The following is a 19,934-nucleotide window of genomic DNA, read 5'->3' as shown; positions in this document are numbered from 1 at the left end:
AGAAGCGGCAACCGTCCCGTCCTCGGTGCCGGTAGGGGTGGTTGCGAAGCTGGGGGAACCCGGGGTGTGGGGTGGTGTGGTTGGGGGGGGGGTGGTGGTGGCCCCTCCGCGGCCGTACGGTCGCGCTCGCCCAGCGCCACGCCCCCGCCCGGGCGGGCCCCGGCGGGGCCCAGGACGGGCTTGCGGGTGGACTCGGGCCGGATCCAGCGACCGTCCGCGCTCATCTGTACTGCTCCTATCTGGGGCTCTGCATCCGGATGCGCCACAGGGACGCGTCACGCTCCGGGGCGTGCGCCAGCCGCCCCGCACCGCCAAGGTCGGCGGTGGTGCGGGGCGGCGCTTGACGTTCTCGGGCCGGACGGGCTCCGGGCCGGATCAGCCGTTGAGCCAGGCGCCGATCGGCGGGACCGACGGCGGCGAGCTCGGGCCCGCCACGATCTTGACGATGTCGGCCTCCGGCAGCACCTGCTCCCAGGTCTGGATGTCGGCCACCGCACCGTGCCAGGGGTCGGCCCACTGCCCGTTCGAGCTCAGCCGCCCGACCTGCAGGTTGTTGTTGCCGGACGGCTGCACCCCGGCCGACTTGGCCGAGGACTGCGGGGCGCCGTTGACGTACAGGGTGAGCGTCTGCGACGCGTCGTCGTACACCCCGGTCAGCAGCACCCACTGGTTGACCGTCGCGTCGGCCTTGGACCAGGCGATCGCCGAACCGCCGCCCGGCATCTGGACCTTGAAGTACCACTGGTCGTGCCCGTTGTTGTTCGCCCGGCCCAGCGAGTAGGCGTAGTACTGGCCGTCGCCCTGGCTGACCGCGCTGCGGTTGCCGTCGGGCTTGTCGACCAGCACCCGCGCGGAGACGGTGAAGCTCTTGTTCACATCGACGGCCTGGCCGGAGGTCGAGGCGAAGGAGTCCGGGCCGCTGGGCAGCTTGAGGACCTGTCCGGAGAAGCCGCTCATCGTCCCCGGCTTGGCGTCGGCGCCCAGGTTCAGCTCCGGGCCCTTCTTGGCCGGCAGGGTGCCGACGGTCGGCGGGCTGGTGATGCCCTTGACCGGCGGGGCGCTGCTCGTGGAGGACGACGGGCCGGCCGAGGTGGAGGTGCTCGCCGAGACGGCGTTGCCCGGCTTCTTGTCACTGTCCTTCTTGTACAGCCAGAAACCCGCACCGGCGCCGGCCAGGACCACCACGGCGGTCGCCGCGCCGATCAGCTTGAGCCGGCGGCCGCGCTTGGCGGCCTTCTCGTTGCGCTCGGCCAGCGCGTCCCAGTCCGGTGTGCCGGACGAGGAGGCCGGCGGCGGGAAGCCGGGCTGCTGCTGCCACTGCGGCGCGGGCTGCGTCGGCTGGGCGGCGGCGGGCTGCGCCTGCTGCGGGAAGGGCTGCGGGGCCGGCTGCTGCGCCTGCTGCGGGAAGGGCTGCGCCGCCACCGGGCCCGGCTGCGGTGCCACCGGCCCGGGCTGCACCGGGGCTGCTCCGCCCGGCTGCGGCACCGGGGGCACCGGCTGCGAGGACGAACGGGGCGTCAGCTGCTGGGGTGGTTGGGCAGGCGCACCGGGCGGAGGCCCGAAGCCGGTCGCGGGGCCGAACGCCCCGCTCGGAGACTGCGGTGGCACACCGGTGGCCGGAGCGGGCCCCCCGGCCGGTGCCTGCTGCGGTGGCGGGTAGGGCTGGCCCGGCTCGCCACTCGGTACCGGTCGATCGCTCATGGCCGGAATGCTAGGGCATCGGCCAGGCCATGCCCATGGCGGGTGCGCGGACGAAAGGTTGACGCTGTCAAGGGGCACCGAACGGCCCGCCTCACCCGACCCCGTTGTACGGGATCCTCCAGCGCTGCGAGACCACGTCCGCGCACGGGCGCAGCTGCGCCGCCGTACCGTCCGCGAGCACGCCGCCCGCGGTGCCCAGGCACAGTCCCGTGTCCGGGTGCGCCAACCGCCCTCCGGCGGTGGGCACCCAGCGCTGCGCGGAGCCGCCCGTGCACGCGGCCGGCGTCACCGAGACCCGGTCGGCGCCCGGCGCCAGGCAGGCCGCTCCCCCGCGCAGTGATCCGTCGTTGCCCACCGTCCAGCTGGTCGACGAGCCCAGGTCGCCGCAGGCCCCGACGGTCACCGGAGCGCCAGCCGACCCGCCGCCGTGCCGCAGACAGATCCCGGGCGCACCGGCCGGGATCTCGCCGACCGGCAGCCCGACCCGGTTGTGGAAGGCGAACGACTCGCTGCGCAGGCCGGTACCGCCGCTCCACACCTCGAAGCCGGCCTGCACCCGGCACAGGTAGGAGCCCTTGGGGACGTACCCGCGGGCCATCGCGTCGGCGGTGAAAAGCCGCAGGTCGAGGCCCCGGGTGGTGTGGGTCGGCGTGGTGCGCACATAGCTGATCACACTGTGCGGGCCGGTGATCGGCGCCTGGAACACGTTGTACGCGGCGTCCCCGAACGGCTGGGCGTCGGCGACCTTGTCCCCGGCCGGGCGGACGTTGTCGGTGGCGTCCAGCCACACCATCAGCTCGGCGCTCTCCCCCGGCAGGCAGTCGTCCGGGCTGGAGCCGTACCAGAGGTCGAAGGACAGGTTGAAGGAGCCGTTCACCCGGCCGTTGGCGTCCCAGTCGGCCGTCGCGTCGCCGAGCGCGCTGACCGGCACCGGCAGCCCGCTCGCGCCGGGGGCGGTGGAGACGTTGGGATAGGCGCCCGGGGCGAGCGGGTTCCTGGGGACGAAGTCGCGGATCTGAGACACCGTGAAGCCGGTCTCGCCCACCGGGTCCACGCAGACCGTGCCCGCCGTGTTCCACGGGTTCGGTTCGAGGATCTTCGACCCGCCGTCCAACGCCAGCTTGGGGAAGGGGTTCTGCGGGGTCGAGCACTGGCTCGCCGCCGCCGAAGCGGTGGCGGCCGGCGGCTGCTCCACCGCCCCGACCTCGCCGCTGCACCCGGCCAACAGCGCGGCCACCGCGCCGAACGCGGCGACCGCCCGCAGCCTGCGCGCAGGGCGCCCGGCCCCACCGACCTCGATGTTCATCACGCTTCCCCGAACCGTCCTCGCCGCCTGGGCGGACAACCGTACACAAGTGCCCCACCGGCGCCCCGTTCACATCACGATCGGAACTCGATATCGGTTCCGGATGGCTGACAGTAGAGGGGGGAGCGAATTCGCGACGATGGGTCCCGTACGATCCTGGCGTTCCCCGCAGCCCGACCGGTCGACGGCCGGTCTGGGGGGGAGGGGTCAGATCGGTACGGCTTCGGGGGAGTAGAGCACGTGACTGTCACCGAGAGCGCGCGACTCGCGGGCAGCGGTCAACCACCCGTCTCACGACGCCGGAGCCGGCGGGACCCGGCTGCCCGCAACCAGTGGGGCCTGCTCCCCCAGCCACCGGACAACACCGAGAAGTACCTGTACGCGCGCACCCACCTGTGGGTGCTGACCTGCTTCTCCCTCATCAGCTTCGCCTGCATGGTGGCCAGCGAGATCGGTCTGCTCAGCGCGACGCCGTGGTTCTTCGTCTTCGTCCCGCCGCTCGCCTTCACCGTCGTGTACTACCTGATCTCCCGTTGGGTGCACGGCTTCAACGAGACCTTCGACATCGCGGCGCACCGCTCGCTGGTCAAGTCCTGGCAGCCCGAGCGCTATCCGACCGTCGACGTCTTCCTGCCCGTCGCCGGCGAGCCGATCGAGGTCCTGCACAACACCTGGACCCACGTCGCCCGGCTGCGCGACCAGTACCCGGGCGAGGTCACCCCGTACGTCCTCGACGACAGCAACAACCCCCAGCTCGCACAGATGGCCGTCGACTTCGAATTCGTCTACGGCACCCGCAACAAGCTCGGCTGGTTCAAGAAGGCCGGGAACCTGCAGTTCGGCTTCCGCAATTCCGACAGCGACTACATCCTCATCCTGGACGCCGACTTCGCGCCCCGGCCGGACCTGCTGAACGAGATGCTCCCCTACATGGAGGCCAACCCCCGCCTCGGCATCGTCCAGTCCCCGCAGTTCTTCCGCATCCTCGACTCGCAGAACTGGATCGAACGCGGCGCGGGTGCCGTCCAGGAGCTGTTCTACCGGACCGTCCAGGTCTCCCGGCAGCGCAGCGACGGCGCCATCTGCGTGGGCAGCTGCGCGATATACCGGCGGGCCGCCCTGGAGGAGAACGGCGGCACCACGCTGATCGGCCACTCCGAGGACGTGCACACCGGATTCGACCTGCGCCGCCTCGGCTGGGACCTGCAGTACATACCCGTCGCCCTGGCCACCGGCGTCTGCCCCGACAACGTCGGCGGCTTCTTCAACCAGCAGTACCGCTGGTGCACCGGCTCCATGAGCCTGCTCGGCAGCAAGAAGTTCTGGCAGACCAAGCTGCGGCCGGTCACCCGCGCCTGCTACCTGTCCGGATTCTTCTACTACATCCACACGGCGCTGTTCACCATCGTCTCGCCGCTCGTCCCGATCATCCTGCTGCTCGCCCGGCCCGACCTGGTCCGCTGGCAGAACACCGCGCTGGTGCTGCCCGGCCTGATCTACGCGACGGTCATCTTCCCGCTCTGGCACCGCAACCCCTACCGGCTGGAGGCCTGGGCCGCCCGCATGATGTACGGCTGGGCGCACGTCTTCGCCATCTGGGACATCGTGCGCCGCAACCGGATGGCCTGGCAGCCGACCGGCTCCAGCGGCGCCAAGAAGAACAAGACCCGCCGGTTCTGGCTCGGCGTGATCCTCTGGGGTGGCGGGACCGCCCTGCTCTGGGTGGGGGCGAGCATCTGGCGGATGCTCACCATGGGCCCGCTGAACTTCGCCCTCGTCCTGGCCTCCGGTCTCTTCTACGCCACCATCGTCGGCCGGGTCCTCGTCCAGCCGCGCCCCACGGAAGCAGTGTGATCACCATGTCCGCCCATCCCCGACGGGCCGGCCTGCTCCGTCGTCGACTGGCGCTCCCGCTGCTGACCACCGCCCTGCTGCTCGTCACCGGCTGCGGCCCCGCTGACCCGGGCTTCGCGCTGCAGGAGGACCTCGCCCGGCCCGCGCCGACCGCCACCGGTCCCGGCGCGCCCGCCCAGGGCGCCCCCGCCAAGCCCAAGGCCCTGCCCACCGGCGTCCCGTACGACATCACCCCGCTGCTCAAGCCGAGCCACAAGTACCTCGGCGCCGCCCTGACCGACGTGCCCGCCTCGATGGACGCGCTGCCCGGCTACACCTCCGCGGTCGGCAAGCAGCCGAACGTCCTGGAGTACTACGCCCACTGGAAGGGCGGCTTCGACACCGCCGGCGTGCGCCGGATCTACGAGGCCGGGGCCCTGCCCTTCATGGCCTGGGAGCCGTACGACCACTCGCTCGCCTCGATCGCGGCCGGCGACACCGACGACTACGTGCGCGGCGTGGCCAAAGCGGTCGCCAAGCTCAACCTGCCCATCGCCATCAGCATCGCGCACGAGATGAACGGCGACTGGTACCCGTGGGGCCGCAAGACCGCCAGCGCCCAGGACTTCGTCGCGGCCTGGCAGCACGTCCACGACATCTTCGACCGGGCCGGCGCGACCAACGTGATCTGGGTGTGGAGCCCCAACATCACCGTCCCCGCGCCCAACACCCGGCTCGCGCCGTACTACCCCGGCGACAACTACGTCGACTGGGCCGGCATGACCGGCTACTTCACCAACGACGGCCCCAAGACCTTCGAGACCCTGTACGGCCCGACCATGGCCGAGATCCGCACCTTCTGCAAGAAGCCCTTCTTCATCAGCGAGACCGCCGCCGAGCAGGGCAGGAACCAGCACCCGTTCGTCGACCAGCTGTTCTCCGGGATGGAGGCGCACGACGACATCGTCGGCTTCATCTGGTTCAACATGATCAAGCGGGCGGACTGGCGGGTCGAGACCGTTCCGGACACCCTCTCCGCCTTCAAGCGGCACGTGTCCGCCCCCCGCTACGGCTTCGACATCCGGAACCCATGATGAGTACAGAGCCCGAGTTCTCCCCCGCCCCGAAGATCCCCGCACCGCAGGCCGCCGCCGAGGCGCCGGAGGCGGACGTGCCCGCGCCCCGCCGAACCGCGAAGGCGGCTGCGTCCACGACCGCGGCCGTGGACGCAGCCGTGGACGCAGCCGTGGCCGTGGACGACCCCGACGCCGTCGAGCTGGCCCCGTACACCATCCCGCAGGTCCCGGCGATCAGCTGGGACCCGGCCTCCAGCCCCCGGCGCCGCTGGATCGCCCGCGGCCTGCTCGGCGCCGTCCTGGGCGTCCAGGCCGCGCTCTCCATGCGCCTGCTCGCCGCCGCGCACCCCGACGAGGCCGCCGCCATGGTCGCCGGCCGCCAGCAGCTCGCCCACCTCCTGCACGGCACCCCGGTGACCACCGACCTGATCGACCGCGTCCCCGGCTCGCCCTGGCTGTACCCGCCACTGGCCGGCGCCGCCGCGAACGCCGGCGGCATCTGGGGCACCCGGCTGCTCAGCCTCGGCTTCGCGCTGCTCACCACGGTGCTGCTGTACTCGCTGACCCGACGGCTCTTCAACGAACGGGTCGCCATCTGCGGCATAGCCGCCTACGCCGTACTCCAGTCCACCGTCGTGGTCGGCTTCTACGGCGCCCCCGAGTCCCTCGCCGTCCTGCTGGTCGCCCTCGCGGCGTGGATCACGGTGTTCACCGCCCGGCGCCACCCGGCCCTGGTCCTGCTGGCCGCCCCGGCCACCGCACTGGCCTGTGCCGTCGCCTACTCGGCGGCCTTCGCCGTCCCCGCCCTGGTCCTCCTGGCCCTGGCCTGCGCCTGGCCCCACCGCCGGCCCGGCCCGGCCGCCCTGCGCGCCCTGCTGCCGGCCGTCGGCACCGCCCTCCTGCTGCTGCCCTACGGCGTGCTGGGGAAGGTCGTCCACTGGTCCCCCTCGCACGGCAACGCCCCCGGCTCAGCCGGCTCCATCCTGCTCGGCACCGTGCAGTGGGGCGGCCTGTTCACCCTCCTCGCGGTGGCCGGCACGGTCTCGTACGCCCGCCGTGAGCAGATGCACGAACACGAGTCGCCCGAGAACGACGGCGTCGCCACCACCCGCGGCCAGCGCGTGCTGCTCGGCACCGTGCTCACCGCCAGCGCGCTGCTGATCCCGGCCGTCCACCTGTGGACCGGCACCTCCGGGGCGCTGTTCCGCCACCTCGGCTACGGCATGCTGCTCGCCACCCCACTCGCGGGGCTCGGCCTCACCCGGCTCATCGGTGCCCACTTCCGCCACCCCCAGCTGGGCATCCTGGTCTGGGTCGCGCTGCTGGCCCTCGGGATGGAGCAGTCCGCCCTGCGCTACCAGAACGGGCCCGACTCCGGCCGCCTGCTGGCCGTCCTGCGGGCGCACGCCGTGCCCCAGGGCCACTACCTCACCGAGGTCGACGGCCTCGCCGAGTACTACCTGGGCAGCGTCAGCAAGCCCGAGCAGTGGGTCTCGGCGCGCGCCGGGACGGACTACCGCGACGGCGCCGGAGCGCAGCACCACGGCCAGGACGGCAGCACCGCCGCGATCCGGGACGGCTGGTTCACCATGGTGGTCCTCGACAGCACCGCCCCGGAGGCCACCGACCGGGCTCTGAGCGCCGCCCTGGCCGCCGGCGGGCAGTACCGGCTGATCGCCCAGTTCACCTCCCCAACCGGTGATTCGAGCACGTACAAGGTGTACCTGAAGCACTGACAGCCCGCCGGGCCCGTCGGCGCCAGCGACACGACAGGCACAACATATGGTGCCGCCGCAGTCCGCTGGCACTACATGTATGCTCACTCCTGCTGTCGATGCAGGGGAACCCGGTGGGAGTCCGGGACTGCCCCGCAGCGGTGTGCGGGCGGCTCCAGCAGCCGTGTCCGCGAGTCCGAGTACCTGCCGACGGCGTGCCCACGGCCCTCCCGCAGAGGCCGCGCCAGCACCAGCACCACACCTCCGGGCCTCGCGGGCGGGCCGGGGAGACACCGTCGCGCGACGCCGTTTGCGTTCGCGCCGTGCTCCCCTGCCCGGATCGGTCCGGTGCCACTCGATCACCGCCGCCGATCGCCGCCAGGAGAGAGCGCCTTGACCACCGCTGCCTCAGCCACCCTGCCCGCCCAGGGCTCCGGTACCGCCTTCACCGACCCGACGGTCTCCGACCCCGGCGGAGCGCTGCTGCGGCTTCTCACCGACCGCAGCGCCGACCTCACCGAGGTGGACCCCGGCCATGTCGCCGCCGCCGCGCTGCGCGGTCGCCACGCCGGCTCGGACTACGCCGAGCTGCGCGGGCTGGCCGTGGACGCCGCCGCGTCGATGATCGCCGAGGACCCCCAGTACTCGAAGCTGGCGGCCCGTCTGCTCGCCCTGGAGATCGTCGACGAGGCGAACAGCCAGGGCGCGGTCTCCTTCTCCGCCTCGATCGCCGTCGGCCACGCCGAGGGCCTGATCGGCGACACCACCGCGGCCTTCGTCGCCAAGCACGCCGCCGCCCTGAACGCGCTGATCGACACCGCCGGCGACGACCGCTTCGAGTACTTCGGCCTGCGCACCGTGCAGTCCCGATACCTGCTGCGCCACCCGATCACCCGCAAGGTGATCGAGACCCCGCAGCACTTCCTGCTCCGCGTCGCCTGCGGCCTGGCGGTCGGCGACTCCGAGCAGTCGGTGCGCGAGGTGGCCGAGCTGTACGGCCTGATGAGCCGCCTGGAGTACCTGACCTCCTCCCCGACGCTCTTCAACTCCGGCACCCGGCACCCGCAGATGTCGAGCTGCTACCTGCTCGACTCCCCGCTGGACAACCTGGACTCGATCTACAACCGCTACGCGCAGATCGCCCGGCTGTCCAAGCACGCCGGCGGCATCGGCCTGTCCTACTCGCGCATCCGCTCGCGCGGCAGCCTGATCCGCGGCACCAACGGCAAGTCCAACGGCATCGTCCCGTTCCTGCGCACCCTCGACTCCTCGGTCGCCGCGGTCAACCAGGGCGGCCGGCGCAAGGGCGCGGCCTGCGTCTACCTGGAGACCTGGCACGCCGACATCGAGGAGTTCCTGGAGCTGCGCGACAACACCGGTGAGGAGGCGCGCCGCACCCACAACCTCAACCTGGCGCACTGGATCCCGGACGAGTTCATGCGCCGGGTCAACGCCAACGCCGACTGGTCGCTGTTCTCCCCCGCCGACGTGCCCGAGCTGGTCGACCTGTGGGGGGCCGACTTCGACGAGGCGTACCGCAAGGCCGAGCAGGCCGGCAAGGCCGTCCGCACCATCCCGGCGCAGACCCTGTACGCCCGCATGATGCGCACCCTGGCGCAGACCGGCAACGGCTGGATGACCTTCAAGGACGCCTCCAACCGCGCCGCCAACCAGACCGCGCTGCCGGGCCGCACGGTGCACTCCTCCAACCTGTGCACCGAGATCCTGGAGGTCACGGACGACTCCGAGACCGCCGTCTGCAACCTGGGGTCGGTCAACCTCGGCGCGCACGTGGCGGACGGGGCCTCGGTCGAGGACCTGCTCGGCGCCATGGACTGGGAGCGCCTCGACGCCACCGTTCGTACGGCCGTCACCTTCCTCGACCGCGTGGTGGACATCAACTTCTACCCGACCACCGAGGCCGGCACCTCCAACTCCCGCTGGCGCCCGGTCGGCCTCGGCGTGATGGGCCTGCAGGACGTCTTCTTCAAGCTGCGGATCGACTTCGACTCGGCCGAGGCCGCGCGGCTGTCCACCCTCATCGCCGAGCGCATCATGCTCACCGCCTACGAGCGCTCCGCCGACCTGGCCGAGCAGCTGGGCCGCCACGAGGCGTACGGCGAGACCCGCGCCGCCCGCGGCGAGCTGCACATCGACCACTTCCCGACGGCCGCCCCGCAGTGGGCCGACCGCTGGACGGCACTGCGCGCCCGCATCGCCGAGACCGGCCTGCGCAACTCGCTCCTGCTCGCGATCGCCCCGACCGCGACCATCGCGTCCATCGCCGGCGTGTACGAGTGCATCGAGCCGCAGGTGTCCAACCTGTTCAAGCGCGAGACCCTGAGCGGGGAGTTCCTCCAGGTCAACCCGTACCTGGTGCGCGAGCTCAAGGAGCTCGGCGTCTGGGACCAGCAGACCCGCGACGCCCTGCGCGACGCCAACGGCTCCGTGCAGGAGTTCAACTGGCTGCCGGAGGAGGTCCGTTCGCTGTACCGCACGGCCTGGGAGCTGCCGCAGCGCGCCCTGATCGACCTGGCCGCGGCCCGCATGCCGTACCTGGACCAGAGCCAGTCGCTGAACCTGTTCATGGCGGCGCCGACCATCGGCAAGCTCAGCTCGATGTACGCCTACGCGTGGAAGGTCGGTCTGAAGACCACCTACTACCTGCGCTCGCGCCCGGCGACCCGCATCGCCCAAGCCGCGTCCGGCGCCGCCCGCGCCGCCGCGCCCGTGCCGGCCAACACGATTCCTGTGGGCACCCCCGCCCTCACCCCGGAGCAGGAAGCCGCCATCGCCTGCTCCCTGGAGAACCCCGAGTCCTGCGAGGCCTGCCAGTAATGACTGCCGACGACCGCAAGATGCTGCTCGACCCCGGCTTCGAGCTGACCCTGCGCCCGATGCGCTACCCGTCGTTCTACGACCGGTACCGCGACGCGATCAAGAACACCTGGACCGTCGAGGAGGTGGACCTGCACTCCGACGTCGCCGACCTCGCCAAGCTCAGCGAGGGCGAGCGGCACATGATCGGCCGACTGGTCGCCTTCTTCGCGACCGGTGACTCGATCGTCGCGAACAACGTCGTGCTGAGCCTCTACAAGCACATCAACTCCCCGGAGGCGCGCCTGTACCTGTCGCGCCAGCTGTTCGAGGAGGCCGTCCACGTTCAGTTCTACCTGACGCTGCTGGACACCTACCTCCCGGACCCGGAGGACCGCGCGGCGGCCTTCGCCGCGGTGGAGAACATCCCCTCCATCGCCCAGAAGGCGAAGTTCTGCTTCAAGTACATGAACGCGGTCGACCACATCGACTCGCTGCAGACCAAGGAGGACCGCCGCGCGTTCCTCCTGAACCTGATCTGCTTCGCGGCGTGCGTCGAGGGTCTGTTCTTCTACGGTGCATTCGCGTACGTGTACTGGTTCCGCAGCCGCGGCCTGCTGCACGGTCTCGCGACCGGCACCAACTGGGTGTTCCGCGACGAGTCCATGCACATGGACTTCGCGTTCTCCGTGGTGGACACGGTGCGCGAGGAGGAGCCCGACCTCTTCGATGAGGAGATGGCCAAGCAGGTCACCGAGATGCTGGAGGAGGCCGTCGAGGCCGAGCTCCAGTTCGCCCAGGACCTGTGCGGTGAGGGCCTGCCCGGCATGAACACCGCCTCCATGCGCGAGTACCTCCAGGCCGTGGCCGACCAGCGCCTGGCCCGCCTGGGCCTGCCGATCCGGTACGGGTCGACCAACCCGTTCGGCTTCATGGAGCTCCAGAACGTCCAGGAGCTGACCAACTTCTTCGAGCGCCGGGTCTCCGCGTACCAGGTCGCGGTTGAGGGTTCGGTCTCCTTCGACGACGACTTCTAAAGAGTCAGAGCCCTGCCAGAGGGGGAGCGCCACTCGGCGCTCCCCCTCTGTCGGTGATGGGCCAGCGGACGCCGTCCGGATCGCACAGCCACACCCACTGGCGCTCCGGTGTGACGGTGATCCCGTAGTCGTACGGCGTCGGTTGGCCGTGTGCCTCCCACTGGGACCAGGCGGTCAGCAGCTCGTCGCCGATGCGGCGCGGGCCGCCCTGGTGCAGCACGGCGCTGCCGTCGCCACGCGCGGACAGGGCCGCCCATGATGCGTTGCCGTCGTGGATCCAGGCGTTGACGCCGTCCTCGTCTCGGCCGGTGATGACCACGGCCTCTGGAACGGCGACGCGCAACGCGAAGCGCAGATCCCAGTCGTCGGCGAGCGGGGCAAGGTCGCGTTCGGTGATCTGCTCGGAGTCGGGGTCGCCGGTGCCACGCACCTTCGCGTAGCCGCCCGAGACCGGAACCGGTCCGGACCGGTCCGCCATGAACTGTCCGAGGCCTTGCACCCAGCCGCTCGCACTGCGCCCGTCAGCGGCCGCCGTGAGCGCCACGTGCCCGAGCCGTCCCCACGGGTAGACGATCCGGCCGCCCGGCTTGGCGGCTTCGATCCACTCGTACGGGACGGTCTCGACGGCGTAGGTCGCGTGGATCCGGTCGAACGGGCCACCGGGCGGAATGCTGCTGGTGCCGTTGCCGACGAGCACCTCGGCAGCAGCAAGCCGCTTGCGAGCGAGAACAGCAAGGTCTTCGTCGATCTCCGTGGAGACGACCAAGCCGGGCCCAGCGCGCCACGCGGCGAGTGCACAACTCCAGCCCTGCCCGGTACCGATGTCCCAGACCGTGTGACCGGGTTCCAGCATCAGGCTGTCCAGCATGTCCGCCACCACCGAGGGCGCAGAGAGGCTCGACGAGGGAAGTCCATCGGTGACCTGGGTGACCGCCGCCGCATCCGGGCCGGCGTACAACTCGTCCGCCCAAGCGGCCGGATCAGCCACACGGTCGAGCGGCACGTAGGAGTGACCGTCCCAACGCCACAACCGATCCGGCGCGAACGCGTCGCGAGGCAGCGCGGCCATCGCTTCGCGCACCCACGGCGAATCGGCCGGCCACACCCCACACTGCTCCATGACCGCGTCCATCCGCTCACGGTGGCCCACCAGGTCACCGGTCACTTTTTGTGTTTCCCGTCGCCCGGCGGCGGAGGCGGTACCTGCCCGTCGGCGTTACCCGGCGGTGGGGTCCCCTGGCCCGGGTCCGGCGGCGGCTTCTCGTGCTCACCCATACTGCGCTCCCTTCGGGTGCAGAGCACGTCCGGTCGCCCATCGTTGCCTGGCACCGATGGGCGACGGTAGAAGCGCAGAGACGCACCCGGGGGTGTGCAGTTCTGAGACGCGCGCTGGTTCAGATGACGATGCCCCGCACGGCCACAGCCCGTGCGGGGCACCACTGTTAGGTCAATCGGTCGGAAACTCCCCGCCCTTGACCCCCGCGACGAACGACGCCCAAGCATCAGCCGCGAAGAGAAGAGCCGGCCCACCCGGGTCCTTCGAGTCACGAACCGGCACCGCACCGACCACACCGACCGCGATCTCCACACAGTTGCTCTGCGCGCCTGAGAACGACGACTTTCTCCAGATGAGGTCAGCGGCTGCCCCCTGGGGGATGCTACTCATCGCTGTGCTTTCCTTTCGCGATGCGCTCGATGAGCGCGACTGATTCCTTTCGGGGCAGAGACTCGGCCAACGCCCGCCGGAACAGGTTGGAGTACTTGAAGACCTCTCCTGGCTCCTCGATGTAGAGCGTGCTGAGGAGGCTGTCCACGTACACGACGTCCGTCTCAGTGCTCTCGGGGAAGCTCAGGATGACGAGCGGACCGAACAGTGCGGCATGGACATCCGAGTCCTCCGGCAACACCTGGATGTTGATGTTGGGCTGGTCTGCCATGAGGACCAGGTAGTCGAGTTGCTCGCGCATCACCGCCCGTCCACCAATCTGGTGCTTCAGCACGGACTCCGACAGCACGACCCAGAGCCGGAGCGGAGACTCACGCTTGAGCACCGATCGCCGCTCCAACCGAACTTTCGCCAGCTGCTCAACCTGGTCGACGCTGGCATCCTCTATCTGCGCTCGTACAACAGCCCGGGTGTAGTCCTCCGTCTGCAGCAGACCCGGGACGAGGAAGGTCTCCACGCTGTAGGCGTCCGACGCATCAGCCTCCAACGAGATGTAGTCGGCGTAGAGCGGCGACAGCGCATCCGAATACCTGTCCCACCAGCCACGCAGACGCCCATCGCGCGACAGATCCTCCAGCCGGCTACGAACCGCCTGGTCCGTCACGCCATAGAGGTCAAGTAGCAGCCGAAGGTCCACGAGCCTGATACCGGACTGCGCGGCCTCGATCCGACTGATCTTGCTCTCGGCGCAATCCAATTGCCTGGCGGACTGAGCCATCGTCATCCGCGCAGCAACCCGCAGCTCCTTGAGCGTTCGAGCCAGCCGTCGCTGCCGAACCGTCGGATTCCTGTTCACGGGCACGCGTTGACCTCCCAGCGGTATGTGCGTTGCCAGTCTGCCGCCCTCCGCCCGCGACAACAATCTTTGATCATTTCCAAAGTCGAGACTTGCACTCCAGAAGATGCGAGAGGCATGCTACTCAACGTAGTCCCCTAGACGACACAACGTGATCATGGCGGGCTCTTCACCCGGGCATCCCCATGCCTTCTTCAGCCGCTCTCACCTGCACATCCCAGAGGTGGCCCCGCCATGCCTGAAACCGTCTCCACCGCCCCCGCCGAACAGACCTGCTGGCTGCCCCGGCACCACAAGTCGCCCCGCGCCGCCCGCCAGGAGCTCCGCGAGTTCCTCCTCCCCCGCCCCTCGGGCAAACTCCTCCTCCCCACCGGTGAGTTGCTGGTCAGCGAGCTCGTCACCAACGCCGTCCAGCACGCCCGCACCCCGCGCGGGCGCCTGATCTTCGTCCGCTTCCAGCTCTCCCCGAACAGCACCCTCCGCATCGAGGTGCACGACGCCGACAGCGAGAAGCCCTCGCCCCGCGCCGCCTCCACCTGCTCCGAGACCGGCCGAGGCCTGCTCCTCGTCCAGGAGTTGGCCACCCAGTGGGGCTGCTCCCCGCGCGAGGGCGGCATCGGCAAGTTCATCTGGTGCCACGTCACCCCCGAGGCGGCCGCCGCGTGAGCGCCGTCCGGGCCGGGATCACCGGCATCATGGCGCCCGCCCTCTTCCCCAGCCTCGACCACGCCCTGCCCGTCCTCTGGGAGCGCGTCCGCGAACTCCCCATCCGCGAGGCCCACCGGGACTTCATCCGGATCTGCATCGGCCCCGGCGGCGGCAACGGCGCCGCCCACTGCCTCGCCCGCACCGGCCGCTGGTCCGTCACCCTCTACGTCGGCGAGATGACCGACTGGACCGCCCACCCGATCACCATCACCACCCACCAGCCCTGAACTCCCCCGCGCCCGCCCGGCGTTCAAGCCGGGCGGGGGCGATCCGAACCGCTTTCCGGCTCTCGAAAGATCGCATCCTTGACCCCGCCCCCGGGAAGTCGGGAGCATCAAGCGGAACAGTCCCCGCATCGACGGGCCACCCCTCTGGAGGAACACTTCCGTGATCAAGGGTGAAGACTTCGGCCGCCTCTTCGAGACATTCCAACGAACGGCCTTCCGGCTCGAAACACTGGCCGTCTATGACGTGGACGAGGAACGCGAAGAATTCGCCGACTTCCTTGCCGGCAAAGGGCTGCCACCCGAGTCCTCCGACAACCCCTGGGTCCGCTCCATGACGGATCTGGGCAAGCAGGTGGCCCGGGTCCACACCCTCCGGTCCCCCATGTCGGACTACCTCCGCTACGAGCTGGCGTCGTACCCCGGCAACGTCAAGGCCGGCGAGTCGATCGGCATCATCGACACGGCCCACCAGGACGTGACCGGACTGCCCGACCACGACTTCTGACTGTTCGACGACGCCCGGGTCCACCGGATGCACTACACCAACGCAGGGGAGTTCATCGGCGCCGAACTCCTGCCCGACGACCGCCTCAACGAGTACCAGCAGTACCGCGACATCGCCCTTGCGAACGCCGTGCCCTTCCGGAAGTACACGGCAGCTCATCGACCTCCCGAGAAGGCGTGACCGCGACCATCCCTCGTGACGCCTCCGACTCGGACGAAACCGGCCGACGTCCGCCCCTCGTCCCGGCCGAGCCGCGACGATTCGTTCCGGCGGGCCCTTGCTCCTCGCAAGGGCCCGCCGGGGAAGAGGCGCCGTCACTGCCGAACTTTTGACCGCCTGTTCGAAGTTGGGCCAGTTTCCAGTATTGGAAACATGCACCTCTTGCCTGTGCCCGGCCCAACTCGGGAGCATCGTAGGGCGACCGAGCAAGGAGGCAGCGTGGAGCTGACACGGCTTGTGGGTACCTGCGAAGACGGCGATTGTCCGACGCTCTACCTGACGGATCGGGGAACCCTCGCCGTCCAGGGCGAACACCTCACCGAGCACGATCTTCAGGTTCCGGCTCACGAGACACTGGTCGAAATTCCCATCGAACTCATTCGAAAGGCCATCCGTGACAATCTCATCCAGGACGCTCGGAGACTGGTTCTCGGAGTTCGATCGAGAGGCGTTCCGACTGGAAACGCTGGACGACTACAGCCAGTCCGGCGGAGTGGACGCCTATCACGCCTTCCTCGCAGGCGAGGGACAACCGGAAAGCTTCAAGACCGCCGACTGGGTCAAGACCGTGGCCAATGCCACTCGATCCGGCAAGCGCATGTATCGGGTACACGTCCTCGCCCGCCCGCTCACGGACTACCTCCGGTTCGAACTCGCATGGGGATACCACCGAAACATGGCGGCTGGTGAAGAATTCTTCATCCTCGACACCACGGGCCAGGAAAACCCCGTTCCCGAGGCGCCTGACTTCTGGCTCTTTGATGACGAGACCGCCGCCGAGATGAGCTACGACGGCAACGGGAAGTACCTCGGAGCTGAGTTCATCACCGGCAGCCGGATCCCCCAACTCAAGGCATACCGTGACATCGCGATGGCAAACGCCGTACCGTTCACGGAATGGTGGGTCGAGCACGGCGAGTGAACAGAACACAGCTCGGGGCAGCGCTGCGGGACCTTCGGCAGGCTTCCGGTAAGGAGGCCAAGGCCGTGGCCCGCAGCGCTGTGATGTCTCCAAGCAAGTTGAGCAAGATCGAAACTGGCAAGGTGCCACCCACCGTCGTGGACGTGGAACGCATCCTTACGGCCATAGGCGTGTCCGATGAGGTCAAGGCCGAGTACATGGCCGTCGCGAGAGCTCACGCCACCGAGGCGACGGCCTGGCGCCTGGTCCGACGTCTGGGGTATCACCGCAAGCAGCAGCAAATCAAGGCGCTGGACGACTCAACCCAGCTTCTCCGCGTGTTCCAGCCATCTCTCATTCCTGGGCTACTCCAGACCCCCGAATACGTACGGGGGGAAGGATCTCGGCGAGGATCAGCTGTCTCGGACGATTTCAGCGCGGCTTGAGAGACAACAGGCCCTCTACGATGCCACCAAAACGCTGCAGTTCGTCATCACCGAGCCCGTTCTTCGTTGGCGCCTCGTTCCCGCCCCGATGATGGCCGGGCAGCTGGACCGCATCATCTCCGTTTCCCGCCTCGGCCATGTCGACATTCGGGTTGTTCCGCTGGCTGCACCGCAGTTCGACGTGCCGTCGCACTCCTTTGTCATCCGCGATGATCGCATGGTCACGGTCGAAACCATGCATGCCGAATTGACGGTCACTGACCCGCGCGACGTTGAGGTGTACGTACGAAAGTTCAATAGGTTCTCCAGCGCCGCCGTGTCCAGCGACGTGATGCGCCGAATGCTCGAAGACATCCGGGACGAGTTCTTGGCGGAACAGGAAGGTGCTCCGTAACGCGAGATCGTCAGTCCACGAGGAAGCCAAGGGAGTTGCAATGGACAGCAGTTCGGATTTACCACGGATGGCGGGTGCGGAGTGGCAGGACGCCAAGACCCTCCGCCGGAACGGCGCGGACAAGAAGCAGGTTGAACTGGCAACCCTTGAGCGGACCTCAACGAGACTCCGCTACTTCCTCCCGACCATGGTCACCGGACTCCTCGCGACGCCGGAGTACGTCAGCGCCAGCCTGGCCCTGATCCCCGGCGATCACTCGAAGGTCATCGTCAAGAAACTCGAACGACAGGCCGTACTCCGCGACGCCACCAAGAGCTTCACCTTCATCCTGACGGAGCAGGCCTGCCTTTGGCCGCTGGTACCGGCGCAGGCCATGGCCGCGCAGCTCGACCACCTGGCCTCGGTCTCCCGCCTGCCGAAAGTCCGACTCGGAGTCATCCCGCTGGCAGGCCATATGCCGAAGGCACCGATGAACGTCTTCACCGTCTACGACGCGTCCCTGGCCACCGTTGAGGTAGCCACCGGCGTGCTCGTGTTCCGCGACCCCCATGACGTCCAGGAGTACCTGGACACGTTTCGAACCTTCGAGGAGTACGCGCTCTGGGACGAGGACGCTCGGACCAAGCTGAAGGAGTGGGCTTCCCGCCATCGGGAAGCGCCGCAGGGTCGCCACTGATACAACCCCATCCGAACCTTCGTAGCGCAGGAAGTCGGCCGGTCCGACTTCCTGCGCGCGCGTTCGGCGACACCAATACGCGCGCTGGTCCAAGGATTCCGAGACGAGTTCTTTCGGGAACAGGAAAGCGCAGCGGAATAGGCCCGGCTCGCCCGTAATTTGGTGACTCGCCGAAACGATCCGAGAGTCACGGGAGCTCCCCATGTCCGACGCCGGTTTCGCACAACCGACCGCTCTAAGGCGTCGCCGCACGCACGCGGAACTCATGGAGCGGATCGACAACAACCCCATCCGCAAGGACCTGACGACCGGGCGACTGGTCGAACTCGTGGGTGCCCAGGACGGCCGGGCCCTGGTCCGGCCGCTGTTCGAGCCGGACGCCCCGCCGCGCCAGGTGCCGGTCGACCAGCTCACCACCCGCATCAGTCTGTGGCGCTGACTGCTCCCTGCGGCTCTCCCCATCCATTCTTCCGCCCAAGCCCTGGGCGGAGCGGGGCCGTTCCGTGCCCCGAAGCGATACCGGAAGGTGCAGGCGATGACCGAACGCAACCTGTACGAACTCGACCTCTCCCGCGTGGAGTTCACCCGCGCGTGCGGCGGCAACCAGGGCGGGGGCGACGACGGCGAGTCGTGCGTGACCCTCGGCCTGGTGGAGCACGGCGTCTACGCCCTGGGCGACAGCAAGCGCCCCGACCGTGAACCGCTCCTCTTCACCGCTGAGGAGCTCACCAACGCCGGGATCGACCCGGCGCGGTTCGGCCTGTCCGTCTGAAGCCCTGACCGTCCCGGCCGGCCGCAGTCCCGTGCGGGCGGCCGGGGCACCAACGTCTCCGAGGAGAAGCGCAGGTGCACTTCCATGGCTACGAGTGGGCAGGTGACGGCCGCCTGCTGGCGAAGGAGTCAGAGCGTCGCCCGATCGAAAGCAGCGGCTTCAGGCTCTCCGAACTTCCGCCCATGATGACCGGCTGGTGGTTGCTCCGTCCGGCCACCCAGATCCGGGGCACCTGGCACACGGCAGCAGACGCCGCCGACTGGCTCGCTAAGCGGTACGAGGAGCACACCCCCGGCGGCGACCCCTGGCTGCCGATCGACGCACGGCGACAGCGCGCCCTCGCCCAACTGGCCAGAGCCTCCGACGTGATCTGGTCCCGCTGGGTGTCCGACAGCCGCTGGTCGGGTCACTACCTGATCGCATGCCCCAACAAGACCTGGCCGACCATCCCCTGCCCGACCAGGCGTGCCGCTCGACCGTCGGCCTAGCGCTCTGCTCCGTCGGATGCACGGTGGACGGCGGCGTGCCGGACGGGATCGGTCAGCTCGGGCGGCGCGGCAGCGAGGATGCCGGCGATCTCCCGCTGCGAGCGCTCCAGTTGCGCGATCGATACCGCCTGCCGGGCCTGTTGCCGTGCCAGGTGGGTGAGCATCTCCGGGCAGGTGGGGAGCAGCCGGCCGGCCCGATAGGTGGTGCACGGCAGGACGACGCGGATCGTCGCCGTGTTCAGGCCCGCCGCGAGCAGCGCGCGGATGACTTCCACGCGCGGCACGTCGGACTCCTCGAAGACGCGGCGGCCGCCGGGGGTGCGACGGGGTGTCAGCAGCCCGCGTTCCTCGTAGTAGCGCAGCAGCCGCCCGGGCAGTGGCAGCACGAGATCGTGCACGTCGGCTCGACACCGGTCCGACCCACCCCGCATCAACACCTCCCTTACCCCCAACTCCCCTGCCCCGGGGGGGGGGGTGCGGGGGGGGGGGGGGGGGGGAAAAGATTTCCTTTTTTTGGGGGGGGGGTTTTTTTTTTTGTTGTTCTTTCGTTCCCCCCCCGCCAAGTCCTTTGTGGGAAAGCAAAAACACCCC

General features: G+C 69.4%; 18 protein-coding genes, 3 pseudogenes and 1 riboswitch. Of the genes and pseudogenes, 15 read left to right on the top strand and 6 right to left on the bottom strand.

The features are described from left to right. Positions 1-375 precede the first annotated feature (375 nt). Together ACFQ87_RS39310 and ACFQ87_RS39305 are read right to left on the bottom strand one after the other, a co-directional pair. Positions 376-1,443 (bottom strand): LamG-like jellyroll fold domain-containing protein, encoded by a 1,068-nt coding sequence (locus tag ACFQ87_RS39310; protein WP_380615747.1) that lies wholly within the window; start codon positions 1,441-1,443, stop codon positions 376-378. Positions 1,444-1,792: 349 nt separating this feature from the next. Continuing rightward, a complete protein-coding gene (locus tag ACFQ87_RS39305) occupies positions 1,793-3,007 on the bottom strand; it encodes a ricin-type beta-trefoil lectin domain protein (protein WP_380615746.1) in 1,215 nt (404 codons plus the stop codon). Between the two features lie 435 nt (positions 3,008-3,442). Here ACFQ87_RS39305 and ACFQ87_RS39300 point away from each other — a divergent pair, with 435 nt between their 5' ends. From ACFQ87_RS39300 to ACFQ87_RS39280, 5 genes are all read left to right on the top strand, one after another. After that, positions 3,443-4,861: a glycosyltransferase family 2 protein gene (locus ACFQ87_RS39300; RefSeq protein WP_380615749.1), complete on the top strand. Its 1,419-nt coding sequence runs from the start codon at positions 3,443-3,445 to the stop codon at positions 4,859-4,861. Positions 4,862-4,866: 5 nt separating this feature from the next. Then, positions 4,867-5,934, top strand: a complete 1,068-nt coding sequence (locus tag ACFQ87_RS39295; RefSeq protein WP_380615745.1) for a glycoside hydrolase family 26 protein — start codon at positions 4,867-4,869, stop codon at positions 5,932-5,934. Next, positions 5,934-7,652, top strand: a complete 1,719-nt coding sequence (locus ACFQ87_RS39290; protein WP_380615744.1) for a glycosyltransferase family 39 protein — start codon at positions 5,934-5,936, stop codon at positions 7,650-7,652. Before ACFQ87_RS39295 ends, ACFQ87_RS39290 begins: the two co-directional genes overlap by 1 nt. Before the next feature lie 62 nt (positions 7,653-7,714). Continuing rightward, positions 7,715-7,858, top strand: a riboswitch (cobalamin riboswitch). A gap of 190 nt (positions 7,859-8,048) precedes the next feature. After that, positions 8,049-10,469 (top strand): ribonucleoside-diphosphate reductase subunit alpha, encoded by a 2,421-nt coding sequence (locus ACFQ87_RS39285; RefSeq protein ID WP_380615748.1) that lies wholly within the window; start codon positions 8,049-8,051, stop codon positions 10,467-10,469. After that, entirely contained in the window at positions 10,469-11,485 is a 1,017-nt protein-coding gene (locus ACFQ87_RS39280) for a ribonucleotide-diphosphate reductase subunit beta (RefSeq protein WP_380615743.1), read from the top strand. The genes ACFQ87_RS39285 and ACFQ87_RS39280 overlap by 1 nt, the downstream gene beginning before the upstream one ends. Before the next feature lie 4 nt (positions 11,486-11,489). Here the strand turns inward: ACFQ87_RS39280 and ACFQ87_RS39275 are convergent, their stop codons facing one another. The 3 genes from ACFQ87_RS39275 to ACFQ87_RS39265 form a co-directional block, all read right to left on the bottom strand. Further along, positions 11,490-12,650, bottom strand: a complete 1,161-nt coding sequence (locus tag ACFQ87_RS39275; protein ID WP_380615742.1) for a protein-L-isoaspartate O-methyltransferase — start codon at positions 12,648-12,650, stop codon at positions 11,490-11,492. A gap of 282 nt (positions 12,651-12,932) precedes the next feature. Continuing rightward, positions 12,933-13,151 (bottom strand): DUF397 domain-containing protein, encoded by a 219-nt coding sequence (locus ACFQ87_RS39270; RefSeq protein ID WP_380615741.1) that lies wholly within the window; start codon positions 13,149-13,151, stop codon positions 12,933-12,935. After that, positions 13,144-14,013: a helix-turn-helix domain-containing protein gene (locus tag ACFQ87_RS39265; RefSeq protein ID WP_380615740.1), complete on the bottom strand. Its 870-nt coding sequence runs from the start codon at positions 14,011-14,013 to the stop codon at positions 13,144-13,146. The genes ACFQ87_RS39270 and ACFQ87_RS39265 overlap by 8 nt, the downstream gene beginning before the upstream one ends. 228 nt (positions 14,014-14,241) lie before the next feature. On the opposite strand from ACFQ87_RS39265, the gene ACFQ87_RS39260 reads away from it, so the two are divergent. The 10 genes and pseudogenes from ACFQ87_RS39260 (at position 14,242) to ACFQ87_RS39215 (ending at position 19,343) form a co-directional block, all read left to right on the top strand. Further along, positions 14,242-14,673, top strand: coding sequence for an ATP-binding protein (locus ACFQ87_RS39260; RefSeq protein WP_380615739.1), 432 nt, complete (start codon positions 14,242-14,244; stop codon positions 14,671-14,673). Next, positions 14,670-14,942, top strand: coding sequence for a hypothetical protein (locus ACFQ87_RS39255; protein ID WP_380615738.1), 273 nt, complete (start codon positions 14,670-14,672; stop codon positions 14,940-14,942). The genes ACFQ87_RS39260 and ACFQ87_RS39255 overlap by 4 nt, the downstream gene beginning before the upstream one ends. A 160-nt stretch (positions 14,943-15,102) precedes the next feature. Then, positions 15,103-15,627: pseudogene (locus tag ACFQ87_RS39250) on the top strand (DUF6879 family protein). Between the two features lie 258 nt (positions 15,628-15,885). Further along, a pseudogene (locus tag ACFQ87_RS39245) lies at positions 15,886-16,074 on the top strand (hypothetical protein); the annotation flags it as partial. After that, on the top strand, positions 16,061-16,588 hold the full coding sequence (locus ACFQ87_RS39240; RefSeq protein WP_380615737.1) for a DUF6879 family protein: 528 nt from the start codon (positions 16,061-16,063) through the stop codon (positions 16,586-16,588). The pseudogene ACFQ87_RS39245 and the gene ACFQ87_RS39240, both read left to right, overlap by 14 nt. Then, a pseudogene (locus ACFQ87_RS39235) lies at positions 16,585-17,407 on the top strand (helix-turn-helix domain-containing protein). The gene ACFQ87_RS39240 and the pseudogene ACFQ87_RS39235 overlap by 4 nt, the downstream one beginning before the upstream one ends. A gap of 40 nt (positions 17,408-17,447) precedes the next feature. Next, the gene (locus tag ACFQ87_RS39230; RefSeq protein WP_380615736.1) at positions 17,448-18,083 is read left to right on the top strand and encodes a DUF5753 domain-containing protein; all 636 of its coding nucleotides are present in this window, start codon (positions 17,448-17,450) and stop codon (positions 18,081-18,083) included. A gap of 202 nt (positions 18,084-18,285) precedes the next feature. After that, positions 18,286-18,522, top strand: a complete 237-nt coding sequence (locus ACFQ87_RS39225; protein WP_380615735.1) for a hypothetical protein — start codon at positions 18,286-18,288, stop codon at positions 18,520-18,522. A gap of 96 nt (positions 18,523-18,618) precedes the next feature. Next, the gene (locus tag ACFQ87_RS39220) at positions 18,619-18,855 is read left to right on the top strand and encodes a DUF397 domain-containing protein (protein WP_380615734.1); all 237 of its coding nucleotides are present in this window, start codon (positions 18,619-18,621) and stop codon (positions 18,853-18,855) included. 74 nt (positions 18,856-18,929) lie between these two features. After that, entirely contained in the window at positions 18,930-19,343 is a 414-nt protein-coding gene (locus ACFQ87_RS39215) for a hypothetical protein (RefSeq protein ID WP_380615733.1), read from the top strand. Here ACFQ87_RS39215 and ACFQ87_RS39210 read toward each other — a convergent pair. Beyond that, complete coding sequence (locus ACFQ87_RS39210) at positions 19,340-19,741, bottom strand: MerR family transcriptional regulator (protein WP_380615732.1); 402 nt, start codon at positions 19,739-19,741, stop codon at positions 19,340-19,342. The genes ACFQ87_RS39215 and ACFQ87_RS39210 overlap by 4 nt on opposite strands. Positions 19,742-19,934: the final 193 nt, after the last annotated feature.

The organism is Kitasatospora sp. NPDC056531 (assembly GCF_042794375.1).
GTDB lineage: Bacteria > Actinomycetota > Actinomycetes > Streptomycetales > Streptomycetaceae > Kitasatospora.
Note: the sequence above shows the minus strand (reverse complement) of the source record. Positions and strands in the feature narration are given on the sequence as shown.